The organism is Psychrobacter sp. Cmf 22.2, from assembly GCF_001921745.1.
Lineage (GTDB): Bacteria > Pseudomonadota > Gammaproteobacteria > Pseudomonadales > Moraxellaceae > Psychrobacter.
In genome coordinates, this window is record NZ_MRYA01000001.1 from 403676 (window position 1) to 415515 (window position 11840).

General features: G+C 44.3%; 13 protein-coding genes. 4 read left to right on the forward strand and 9 right to left on the reverse strand.

All coding sequences use genetic code 11. The features are described 5' to 3' along the window. Positions 1-128: 128 nt before the first annotated feature. Positions 129-260: a hypothetical protein gene (locus tag BTV98_RS13740; protein ID WP_256713814.1), complete on the reverse strand. Its 132-nt coding sequence runs from the start codon at positions 258-260 to the stop codon at positions 129-131. Here BTV98_RS13740 and BTV98_RS01750 point away from each other — a divergent pair. The 4 genes from BTV98_RS01750 to BTV98_RS01765 all read left to right on the forward strand — a co-directional run bounded on the left by BTV98_RS01750 (position 259) and on the right by BTV98_RS01765 (position 3660). After that, the gene (locus BTV98_RS01750; RefSeq protein ID WP_075102983.1) at positions 259-1023 is read left to right on the forward strand and encodes a UTRA domain-containing protein; all 765 of its coding nucleotides are present in this window, start codon (positions 259-261) and stop codon (positions 1021-1023) included. The genes BTV98_RS13740 and BTV98_RS01750 overlap by 2 nt on opposite strands. Before the next feature lie 271 nt (positions 1024-1294). After that, positions 1295-2125 carry an amino acid ABC transporter substrate-binding protein gene (locus BTV98_RS01755; RefSeq protein ID WP_058369304.1) on the forward strand — a complete coding sequence of 277 codons (831 nt, stop codon included), beginning with the start codon at positions 1295-1297 and terminating at the stop codon, positions 2123-2125. Beyond that, the gene (locus BTV98_RS01760; RefSeq protein WP_075102776.1) at positions 2125-2862 is read left to right on the forward strand and encodes an amino acid ABC transporter permease; all 738 of its coding nucleotides are present in this window, start codon (positions 2125-2127) and stop codon (positions 2860-2862) included. Before BTV98_RS01755 ends, BTV98_RS01760 begins: the two co-directional genes overlap by 1 nt. A gap of 54 nt (positions 2863-2916) precedes the next feature. Further along, a complete protein-coding gene (locus BTV98_RS01765) occupies positions 2917-3660 on the forward strand; it encodes an amino acid ABC transporter ATP-binding protein (protein WP_058369303.1) in 744 nt (247 codons plus the stop codon). Between the two features lie 139 nt (positions 3661-3799). Here BTV98_RS01765 and BTV98_RS01770 read toward each other — a convergent pair whose 3' ends face one another. The 8 genes from BTV98_RS01770 to uraD all read right to left on the reverse strand — a co-directional run bounded on the left by BTV98_RS01770 (position 3800) and on the right by uraD (position 11565). Continuing rightward, entirely contained in the window at positions 3800-4750 is a 951-nt protein-coding gene (locus BTV98_RS01770; protein ID WP_075102777.1) for a DMT family transporter, read from the reverse strand. A gap of 161 nt (positions 4751-4911) precedes the next feature. Further along, positions 4912-5466 carry an ureidoglycolate lyase gene (locus BTV98_RS01775; protein ID WP_058369296.1) on the reverse strand — a complete coding sequence of 185 codons (555 nt, stop codon included), beginning with the start codon at positions 5464-5466 and terminating at the stop codon, positions 4912-4914. A 69-nt stretch (positions 5467-5535) separates the two neighbouring features. Next, the gene (locus tag BTV98_RS01780) at positions 5536-6369 is read right to left on the reverse strand and encodes a bifunctional allantoicase/(S)-ureidoglycine aminohydrolase (RefSeq protein ID WP_058369295.1); all 834 of its coding nucleotides are present in this window, start codon (positions 6367-6369) and stop codon (positions 5536-5538) included. Between the two features lie 55 nt (positions 6370-6424). Then, positions 6425-7417, reverse strand: coding sequence for an allantoinase PuuE (gene puuE / locus BTV98_RS01785; RefSeq protein ID WP_058369294.1), 993 nt, complete (start codon positions 7415-7417; stop codon positions 6425-6427). A 127-nt stretch (positions 7418-7544) separates the two neighbouring features. Then, positions 7545-9056, reverse strand: coding sequence for an NCS1 family nucleobase:cation symporter-1 (locus tag BTV98_RS01790; RefSeq protein ID WP_058369293.1), 1512 nt, complete (start codon positions 9054-9056; stop codon positions 7545-7547). Between the two features lie 132 nt (positions 9057-9188). Continuing rightward, positions 9189-10565, reverse strand: a complete 1377-nt coding sequence (locus tag BTV98_RS01795; RefSeq protein WP_058369292.1) for a urate hydroxylase PuuD — start codon at positions 10563-10565, stop codon at positions 9189-9191. A 66-nt stretch (positions 10566-10631) separates the two neighbouring features. After that, on the reverse strand, positions 10632-11000 hold the full coding sequence (gene uraH, locus BTV98_RS01800) for a hydroxyisourate hydrolase (protein WP_058369291.1): 369 nt from the start codon (positions 10998-11000) through the stop codon (positions 10632-10634). Between the two features lie 43 nt (positions 11001-11043). Next, positions 11044-11565, reverse strand: coding sequence for a 2-oxo-4-hydroxy-4-carboxy-5-ureidoimidazoline decarboxylase (gene uraD, locus BTV98_RS01805; protein ID WP_058369290.1), 522 nt, complete (start codon positions 11563-11565; stop codon positions 11044-11046). Positions 11566-11840: the final 275 nt, after the last annotated feature.

The following is an 11840-nucleotide window of genomic DNA, read 5'->3' on the forward strand; positions in this document are numbered from 1 at the left end:
GTTCTCATGGTGATTATGATAATGGTCATGATATTATGTCCGCACTTTTATAGCTGCACAGTCACATATAGTTGATACTAAATAAAATGGATACGTTATTTCATAACGCGAAACTGGTATAAGTTTTTCTAGCTTGCTGTGCCTACGCCGACAGAGACTGCAAAAAATTCATCCCAGTTCCGCTGTATCTTTTTCATATTGGACTGGCTATAGTTGGAATCAAGGTTAGAGACAAGCATGACAAAGGTGAAGCGTGACATGACAAAAACAGTTCCAGCATATCAACGGATTAAAAACGCCATCTTGGATAATATCCATTCTGGAAAATGGCAGGCGGGCGAAGCTATCTCCACCGAAATGGCGTTGGCAGAAGAGTTTGAAGTATCTCGAATGACAGTCAACCGCGCCTTGAAAGAATTGAGCGAGGAGCGGGTGTTAGAGCGCAGGCAAGGGTCAGGGACGTTTGTTGCCCAGCAGCAGTTCAATCATACCTTTGTGGAAGTGCGTAATATCGCTCAAGATTTAAAATCAGCCAATCGTGACTATCAGGCACAAGTGGTGAGCAAACGCGCTATTACCGCGAGCATGTTAGATAATGAGATGCGCCGTAAATTTGGTATTGATGAAGCGGTTGTATCTTCTAATGCAAAGGACGCTGATGGCACTACTAATAGCACTGAGGCGACTGTTTTATATGAAGTAAAAATCATTCATTTTGCTGATGGTCAGCCGATACAGTTTGAAGAGCGTTGGGTGGATGCGACAAAAGTACCAGAGTTCATTGAGCAAGATTTTAGCGTGGTAAATACTAGCGATTATCTCATTGCTAAAAGTCCACTTGAGCGCGGTAACTATACCATTCGAGCTTTAGCAGCACCTGATGAGATCGCTCATGCGCTACAAATTGCACCGCAGTCACCGACGTTAGTACTGCGTCGTCAGACTTATTCGGCAGGGAAAGTATTGACCTTTGTGAAGATGTGGCATGCAGGGGATCGTTATCAATTCTCTGGCAAACTTTAACAATCTTAAGCGTGCTCACTGTTTTTGTACGGTTATTCTTGCCAAAGTACGATAGTATATGAGCTACACGCTGTTTAAATGCCAGCAATTAACCTTGATTTTGTTATTTATAATTTTACTATGAAAAATTTATAGAAGAAAAATACTATAAAATGGTATTGAAAGACGCAGATAATATCCTCAAATCGGGCAGCCAAAGTAAAATATATTTTATAGTTTATTTAACTTGGTCCGCTCATTACATTATTTATTCATCTTATAAGGACGCCTTATGAAACGTCGTAATCTTTTAGCCTTTGCTGCTAGTACTGTATTGCTTGCCGCTTGTGGTCAGTCACCTACCAATGAAGCGGAAACCAGTGCTACTGCTGCAGCGGAAGGTTCTGATTTGCTACAACGTATTAACAATGGCGGTACGATCAACGTTGGTACAGAAGGCACTTATCCTCCGTTCACTTATCATGATGAAAGCGGACAGTTAACTGGTTATGATGTCGAAGTGACTCGCGCAGTTGCTGACAAGCTAGGCGTCGATGTCGAATTTAAAGAAACCCAGTGGGATGCGATGCTGGCAGGTCTTGATTCTGAGCGTTTTGATATAGTTGCCAACCAAGTGAGCTTGACGACGCCTGAGCGTCAAGCGAAGTATGATCTTGCGCAGCCTTATAGCTGGTCAGGTGCTGTCGTCTTAGCGGCAACCGATGACAATCGTTATAGCTCATGGGAAGCATTAAAGGGTCTGCGTAGCGCGCAATCATTAAGCAGTAACTATGGTGAAATGGCAGAGCGCTATGAAGCAGAAATCGTCCCTGTCGATGGGATGGCGCAGGCGGTTCAGCTTGTGAAGCAAGACCGTGCTGACTTTACGATGAATGACCAACTTGCTGTACTAGACTATCTCAAAAAATTCCCAGATAGTGGCTTAGAGATTAAACTGGCTGCACCAAAAAGTGAGCAGCGTGGTTCAGGTTTGATACTATTAAAAGGTAATGATGCTGTCGTAGAAAAACTGAACGAAGCCATGGGTGAGTTGCAAGCAGATGGCACATTGACCAAGCTTAGCGAAGAGTTTTTTGGTGCTGATATAAGCCAACAAAAATAATGCTAGCGTCTATAACGTCGGTGTTAGCTGATTTATTGGCATTATTGCCGTTTATGAGCCCTGATCGGGCGCAAATCGTTATCAATTCATTTTGGCCAATGCTCAAAGGCGGTATCTATTATTCGATACCGCTGGCATTGATCTCATTTGCTATTGGTATGGTGATTGCGCTAACAGTCGCGCTCATTCGTATTGTGCCGCGGACAGGCTGGTTTCACAAGATCATTTATAGACTTGCTCGCATCTATGTTTCCGCCATTCGCGGTACACCGATGCTGGTGCAGCTATTTATTATCTTTTATGGCTTGCCAAGCGTTGGGGTCAAGCTCGATCCATTTCCTTCAGCGATTATTGCTTTTTCATTGAATATTGGTGCTTATGCGTCCGAGACGGTGCGTGCCTCGATTTTGTCCATTCCAAAAGGTCAGTGGGAAGCAGGCTCGACCGTTGGTTTGACATACTTGCAAACCTTTCGCCATGTGATTTTGCCGCAAGCACTACGGGTATCGGTGCCACCGTTATCCAATACCTTTATCAGTTTGGTAAAAGATACTTCTTTGGCCTCATTGGTGCTGGTTACTGAGTTGTTTAAAGAAGCCCAAATCATTACCGCACGTAATTACGAGTTTATGCTGGTCTATACCGAAGCGGCGTTTATATATTGGGGTATTTGTCTGTTCTTGACCTTTATTCAAGGTAAGCTTGAAACTAGGCTTGATCGTTACGTGGCTAAGTAGTTCATCGACTCATTCACCAGCAGTTTTAGTATTATCAGCACAACAGGAACCTTTATGATTCAAGTCACCAATATTCACAAAGCCTTTGATCATAATCAAGTGCTAAAAGGCATCGACTTGACCATCGAAAAAGGTAAGGTGGTGGTGATACTCGGGCCATCAGGGTCTGGTAAGACCACTTTTTTGCGCTGCTTGAATGCGCTCGAGATTCCAGATCAAGGTATTATTGCTTTTGATGATGGCAGCTTGACGGTTGATTTTGCCACCAAACCTAAGAAAAAAGCGCTGCTGGCACTACAACGCAAGTCTGGCATGGTGTTTCAGTCTTATAATTTGTTTCCGCATAAAACCGCGATTGAAAACTTAATGCTCGGACCGACTATCGTACAAGGTCAGAGTAAAGCGCAAGCTCGCGAGCAAGCTTTAGAATTGCTAAAGAAGGTTGGACTATCGGACAAGGCGGATCTTTATCCGTTTCAGTTATCTGGTGGCCAGCAGCAGCGTATCGGTATCGCGCGGGCGTTGGCAATCGAGCCATCACTGTTGTTGTTCGATGAACCGACCTCTGCACTCGATCCCGAACTGGTACAAGACGTGCTTGAAACGATGAAACAGCTGGCCTCTGAGGGTTGGACGATGGTGGTCGTGACGCATGAGATTAACTTTGCGCGTGATGTGGCGGATCATGTGGTCTTGATTGAAGATGGTCATGTGGTCGAAGAAGGCAGTGCCAAGCAGCTGTTTGAAGATTCAACGCATCCCCGCACGCAAGCGTTTTTGCAGCGTATTGAGCAGTAATAGGGTCAAATTGACGTTTTATAGCGCAAATCCGCGACTTTTAAATAAGCCTTTACGCAAAAAATAACCCCAACGATGACATCATGGTTGGGGTTTTATTCGTTTTTTACGCTAGTTTTTCACTAAGGCTTTTGTTTCGCTAAGAAGGTTTTTGCCGTCGTCTTAGCCAACGTGGCACGCGAGTGGTCGTACCATTTAACATGGCATTTAATAGAGCTGCTAACAGAATAAGTACCACGCCTACGTATTGAATCCACGACAATGATTGGTGTAGTAGCAGTATTGCCAAGGCAATGGCAGTCAACGGCTCAAAGATAGTAAATACCGATGCGCGCGTGGCAGGGAGTTTTTCTAACGCTTTCATATAGAGCGCAAATGGCACCACTGTGCCAATTAAAGACAGTCCTAACGCATAGCCCCACGTATGCAGCGGCAAAGTCAGTAGCTGCTCATAAGTATGATAGGTCTCGGGTAGTAATAGCAACACACCAGCACTAATAATGATCGAGGTAAAAAATACCAAAGGGGCTGGGTGGGCATAGTGCATCGCGCGCTTGCCAAGTACGCCGTAAAGGGAATAACACACGCCAGATAGCAACCCAAGCACGATACCCCAGTTGATTTGTGCCTCATCCCCCAGCATCGTTAAGCCCACACCAAATACTGCCATCAAAGCCATCAATGCCGACTGCCGAGTAATGGACTCACCTAGCAAAAAGGCAGAAAACAACAGGCTAAAAACAGGCGCAGTATAAAGCAGCGCGACCGCAGGCCCAGCACCGACATAAATGACGGCAAAAAAATAACAGATCGACATACCTAGCACGCCAATCAACGATTGCAGAGCCAGTCCAAGCCACTGCTTTGGACGTAGCTTAATTAAATGGGGCCATAGTTTTGGTAGCATAACTAGGATAAGAAAGGCGGCGGTCACAATGCGTAAAATGGTAATTTGCCAACCACTAAAGCCGTTTTGGTTGAGGTAGGTCGAGAATATCCCCAAGGTACCCCAGCAGACAGCAGCGGTAATAATTTGAATCGTGCCTATCCATGATTGCCGCGCTGATATTACGCTACCGGTGTTTGCCATATCGTTCTCTTTTTAATGTCTAATTGACAAAGGCGGTTTTAAAATAAGAAAAGACAACCCGATTGAGGGCTGTCTTTTTTATACAAGCATTCATTTAACACACAAACTGTTTGTCGTTACTTTGCTAAAGAAAGGCCAATACAAAGCAGCTAAGCGTAGACTTAACTATGCTCGCTCTTAGTTTCGCTGGCAGATTCACGATCAATTTCAATCTGAACTTGCCAATCGTCTATTTCCAACTCATAGCAGTTATTACCTTCACCATTAATACGGTCAATAACCAGAAAGTCAGAGTCACAACCAAGGGCTAATAGGGGATGATGCCAGACATTGGCATCATATTGCACGCCCTGATGAGACTTGGCATAAAATACTTTCAAATCATCAGCAGATTGAGGTGGCTTACCCGCAGGTGCTACGACGACAATATAATCTTGACCGTTCATCGAAAAGAATGCTTGCGTGCCAAACGGATGATACTCCATTACGGATAAAGCGATAGGAAGCTCACGTTTTTTGGCACGAAAGATACTCATGCCCACAGTGCCCCCATTTAATGAAGCTTCAGCAATGGCATGGTGGCGACATGCGTAGCCTTTATTGATATGGTAGCAATTATCAGACGTCTGTTCTTCCTTATCATAAGGTTCGATAACCTTACCATATGGCGCAAAATCAGCTTTAGTCAAAGGTTTGGTTACGATTGTTGTGCTCATGAATTTACCTTACTATAGATTAGCAATATCAGTTAATTGGTAGAGTTATTTACTATTCTGAATCACTTATTATTCTGGACGAATAAACGGCATGTGTCTATTTACGTCTTTGTATAGTAAGTATCTAAATGGACCAGGGCCACCGGCGTAACAAGATTGTGGGCAAAATGCACGTAGCCACATAAAGTCACCTGCCTCAACCTCTACCCATTCAGCGTTTAAGTGATACACAGCTTTACCTTCTAGGACATACAAGCCATGTTCCATCACATGAGTTTCATCGAATGGAATCACGCCACCTGGCTGGAAAGTGACAATATTTACATGCATATCGTGACGCATATCCGACTGCTCGGTAAATCTGGTGGTTTTCCAAACGCCATCTGTATCTGGCATCTCAATAGCTTCGACCTCATGATCACTTGTTACAAAGGCTTCGGGCACATCGATACCCTCTACGAACTGATAAGCTTTGCGGATCCAATGAAATTTGACGTGCTTGTCGCTATTGTTTTTCAGCGTCCATTTACATGCTGGTGGTAAGAAAGCATAGCCACCCGCTTCAAGATGATGCGCCTCGCCTTCGATAGTAATGTCCATTTCACCTTCAACGACAAATAATACGGCTTCTGCTTTGGCATCCAGCTCAGGCTTGTCAGAGCCACCATTGGGCGCGACTTCAACGATGTATTGTGAGAAGGTTTCTGAAAAACCGCTTAGCGGACGTGCAATCACCCACATGCGCATGCCTTCCCAAAACGGCAGGTAGCTAATCACAATGTCAGTTAGGACACGTTTGGGAATAATCGCATAAGCTTCGGTGAAGATAGCGCGATCGGATAGTAGTTGTGTTTGCGGCGGCAATCCGCCAGTTGGTGCGTAATAAGTACTCTTTGTTGACATGGTTAATAATCCTTAATGTTTATGTACCGCGATAGATTTATGTTTGAGCGCGCGTTTACATCCAGTTCGCTGTATTGTCGCTAGTGGCTGGATGGTTTTCATACCAGTGCTTAGCGATTTCATCGCGGCGACATACCCAAACGTCAGGTTTGCTGGTGATGTACTTCAAAAATTGTTTGAGTGCAGTGATACGGCCAGCACGGCCAATAATGCGGCAGTGCAAACCGATGGTTAGCATTTTTGGCGCGTTTTTGCCTTCTTTGGCACCTTCTTCATAAAGGGTATCAAAACTGTCTTTTAAATACTGATAAAAGGGTTCAGCGTTGGTAAAGCCCGGGCTTGACGCAAAGCGCATATCATTGGTTTCAAGCGTATACGGGATAACCAGATGCGGCTTACGGGTAAGCTGGTTGCCTTCTTCTACCTTAACATTGAGCCAGTAAGGCAGTTCATCAGCGTAGGAGTCAGAGTCGTAGATATAGCCGCCTTGCTCAGCGACCAACTCACGCGTATTGGGGCTATCACGTCCAGTGTACCAGCCTAGAGGCTGACCACCAAGCATGCGTTTAAAGATTTCAGTCGCTTGGCGTACGTGCTCACGTTCTGTCTCACGATACATATATTGATAAGTGATCCAGCGTAGTCCGTGGCTTGCCACCTCATGCCCATCTTCTAGGACACGCTCGATAATATGCGGTGTCTTTTCAGCAGCAGAAGCACAAGTAAAAGTGGTAATTGGCAGACCGTATTCTTTAAAAACATCTAACACTCGCCAAACGCCCACACGGCTACCGTATTCAAAGGCAGACTCGATAGACTGGTGACGATTATTAAATTCTGGTGTACCTAAGACATCTGATAAAAAGCGCTCAGACTGACCATCACCATGCATAACGCTATTTTCTGCGCCCTCTTCGATATTTAGTACGAACTGTACCGCTATTCTTGCACCGCCTGGCCAGTTTGCTTGTGGTGGGTTGCCGCCATAGCCTTTTAGATCGCGTGGATAGGCTTCGTGATTAAAATCGCTGGTAATCTTTTTTGTCATTTTGTTTTATCCTTTATAAAAACAGAGCAATATAGTTGCTCGAAACTTATTAAATAATTGATCAGTACAAAGACAGAAACGTTTGTACTGATTTTTATCAAACAGACTGACTCTTATACTGTGTTTCTCATTCTACTATCGTGTCAGGGTCTACTGCATAAGGGCGCATCAAGACCCAATATACGACACCACCCAATGCAGCGCCTAACAAGAAACCATAACCTTCAAGCTTGGTAAGCGCTGGTATCAGCACCGTGGCAATAGAGAACAAAGCACCGATGGCAAAGGCGATAAGCGCACGAATGTTCCAGCCTTTGTAGTAGTAATAAGCGCCTGTTGGCTGATCAGAAAACAAATCATTCATATCGATATGTTGACGTTTGATCAGGTAGTAATCGATTACCAAGATTCCAAAAAATGGAGCGATGATGGCACCGACAGCATTGACAAAACCAACAATACCGATCTTACTGATAAATGATAACCACAGTGCGCCAACGAAGAAGGCGATAATAGCAGTGATTAAGCCGCCCCTACGAAAGTTAATATGCTTAGGGAACAAATTGGCCAAATCGTAAGCTGGAGGAATAAAGTTTGCGACCATATTGATACCGACAGTAGCGGCAAAAAAGGTCACTGCTGCAATGATAGTCAAGGGTAGAGCGTCCACGCGATCAACGATGTCCGATGGATTGGTCAGCGCTTCACCAAATATGACTAAGGTGCCAGCAGTAATGACCAAAGCAATGAAAGAGAAAAACACCATGTTAATGGGTAGACCCACTAAATTGCCCAAGCGCATATCACGCTCACTACGTAAAAAGCGTGAGAAATCCCCGAAGTTGATGACGACTGCCGCAAAGTAAGCAACCATGGTACCGACGATAGCAGTAAAGGCTTGGATGGAGTTTCCACTGTAATCACTGCCACTTGCAAAAATAGAGTTGATGGCTGGTAGCAACTCAGAACCTGACTGATACCAAATAACCGCCATAAGGACGACCATCACAACATAAACTAGGGGACCTGCCCAATTTAAAAAATGCTTGATCGGTTCGATACCCGCCCAAAATAGCAGGATTTGGAATACCCAAACAATAACAAAAGCAATCCATGCCGTACTGTTTAAACCTAAGAAAGTCGTATCTGGACTGCCTATAAAAATAGCCAGTAAAATGGCGACTGCGGTTGAAGCAAAGTAGGTCTGCACGCCGTACCAAAAAATACCAATAATAGCGCGTAGAATAGCAGGTAAATTAGCACCGTTAATACCCATGCTGGCACGTACTAATACAGGAAAAGGGATACCATATTTGACACTAGGTTTACCAGTTAGGTTCACCATCCACATAACAATGAAGCCTGAGCAGATAATGGCTGCCATTACCCACCACCCACTCAAGCCATAGCTCAAAAACAAGGAGGCTGCAAGGGTATAACCGAATAGACTTTGGATGTCATTAGACCAGACGTTAAATATGGCAAACCAGCCCCAATTACGCTCTGCCGGCTGTAGAGGTGCTAAATCGTCGTTATATAACCTTGAGTTTTTGCGTTCTGGATTAAACTTATTGCAGTCATAAAGAGCAGTGTTTTTATGATTGCTTTGTCGACTTCCTTGCTCATTCGCAGTAGACATCCTTTTCTCCCTTTAGGTTAGAGTCAATCGAAACAAAGATTGTTAACACTTAATAGTATCCATTGTTAACACTTTAAGGATGTCTACGTCATTGGTCAAGATAATTGTTTGTTTAGGGATTAGAAAGCTTATTTATAACCCAGAAGCATACGCTATAATTTGCTGACGCTCTTCATCCGTCAACTGTGTAAGATTGCCAAGTGGCATATAGCCAGTTTGTACCGCCGTTATGATTTTGGCTTTGTGAATTTTCATGTCTTCAGGGGTTTGAAGGACAATACCTGCTGGCGGTGCAGCGAAGCCTTGTTGAGTTGGCTGCACGGCATGACAGGTACTACAACGCGTATGTACGACAGCCATAATAGCATCGTCGGCCGAGGCGTTAACTGGCACAGTTTCGGCAGCAGAACTTTCACTTTCATTCGCATTGGCATTAGAATCGACATTAGAAACAGCACTGGCAGTATTATTGGAGGTGGCCTTAGCAGCAGTAGCATTGTCTGCTTCACTCTCTGTACTAGCAGCAGGGGGCGTACTGTCGGTTACTGGCGCGGCAGCCACTGGAGCACTAGTAGCAGGTAATGGTTCGATTGGCGCTGGGCGCATCCAAATAATTAATAGCACTGTTAGTAATGCCGGGATCCAGAGGAATTTTGTTTGTGTGTTACCTAGGTGTTTTTGGTTAAAGTAATGACGTACAAGGGCGGTGATGATACCGACAAATACCAATATCAACCAACCGTGCGCATGAGAGTACATCATCGGATAGTGGTTGCTAATCATGGTAAAAATCAGCGGTAAGGTAAAATAGTTGTTCATTAGCGAGCGGTTTTTTGCTTGTAGCGCCAAGTCTGCTACTTCTTTACCGGGTTTTTCACCGCGCCGCACACAATCTACAAGCGCGCGCTGAGCTGGCATGATACCAAAGAGTACGTTGCCCGCCATGACCGTACCTAAGATGGCCCCAATATGAATAAAGGAGGCGCGATCGCTGAACAGCTGATACGATCCCCACGTCGCGATGATCAACAATATAAAAATAAGCGAGCTGAAGACAAAGGCGTTTTTGCCTAAGTGACTGCGAACGATCACTTCATAGATGAAATAGCTGCCAAATAAAAACAGTAAGCTTGTCGATATGGCCCCGACGCTACTGCCAAAAGCGACTTTGCTGGGGTCAATCAGATAAGCTGTGGCGTTGGCATAATAGACAATAGAAAGCATTGCCATACCAGTTAGCCACGTCGTATAAGCCTCCCATTTAAACCAGTGCAGGGTTTTTGGCATCTCTTCAGGTTCAAGCTTGTATTTAGCAATCTCATAAAAACCGCCACCATGTACCGCCCATAAGTCGCCTGAGATACCTTTATCGGCTTTCCACTGTGGCGGCTTACGAAGGCTCAGATCTAACCAAACAAAATAAAAAGACGCGCCAATCCAAGCAATCCCAGCGATAACGTGAAACCAGCGAAAAAATAAAGCGACCCAATCGAGAAGATATGCACCCATGTGGCAAGTGTCCTTTTGTCTAATGTTCTTTTATCCAGTGTATGTTTACACTATGACGTACTAAATTTACGAACCGCGATACGTGCTGTAGCCATGTGCGCTAAGTAGTAGCGGTACATGATAGTGACCGTTGTCACTTATCATAAAATCGATGACGACCTGCGGATAAAAAGCCGTTAGGTTTTGGGCATCAAAATAAGCCTGAGTATCAAACGTTAAAGTATAACGGCCAACATCCAAGTGATATTCGGCAATATCAATAGTTGGGTCAAACGACCAGCTATCTGGGGTCACGCGTCCATCAGAGTTGGTGACGCCATTGGCTAATAATGACGCCTCACCGCTTGCGCTTACGCGATGTAGCGTCACTGCGATATCAGCGGCAGGTTTGCCAAGATGGGTATCTAAAATATGTGATGAGAGAGTACCTGACATGATAATTCCTTTTATATATTGAACCAGTAAGGCAAAGTTTAGGTTAAGTGGCGTCTAGCAGTTTTTGTAGGCGTAAACGCGTGATTTTATTTTGCTCAGTAGCGGCATTGGCCAGCTCGGTGTCGCGATCGTTTGGTAAACGCGCTAACAATAAATCAAGCATTTGCTGTGCACTCTTGCCGGTTGCAAATACGATAAAGATAAAACCGAACTTATCGAGATAATCTTGATTGCCCTGAGCCAATGCTGCAATCACTTCATCCTCAGCATCATTTGCGCCTGATTGTTCATGTGCGGCGCTATCTTGAGTGTTACGGTATTTTTCTTTTAGCGAGTCGACGTTGCCGATTTGCGGATGACCGTCGAACGCCTCAAGCAAATTCGCTTCAGTTGTTTGGGCCTGTTGCCATGCTTTGTCGCTACGAGCCAGCAAGGTGTCCATGTCTGCAAAAGGACGTGCATTTGCCATCTCATGCGCCCAGCTGGTACTCGTACAGCAGGTCAGTAGGCGTGAAGTCGCTTCTGCCTGCGAGAGATTGTTAAACTGTGGTAATGTTAAACTCACGGTGACATCCTTTTATTTTTATACAAAAACTCAGTAATATAACTGCCTAGCGTTTATGTAGACTTATATCGTCATAATAAGTTTTATCAATTAAAAACTACGTAAAACCCATGCAAAAGTACTATTACTCGGACAGTTATTGCTTTAATATTATCTATTCTGCTTAAACCTGACCATTTGGTCAACTACTTTATAAGAAATACTTGTATTTATCTTGCTATGTTGCATAAAAACTAAGGATTTATTTCAATAGTTTATTAGGATATAGCTACCTA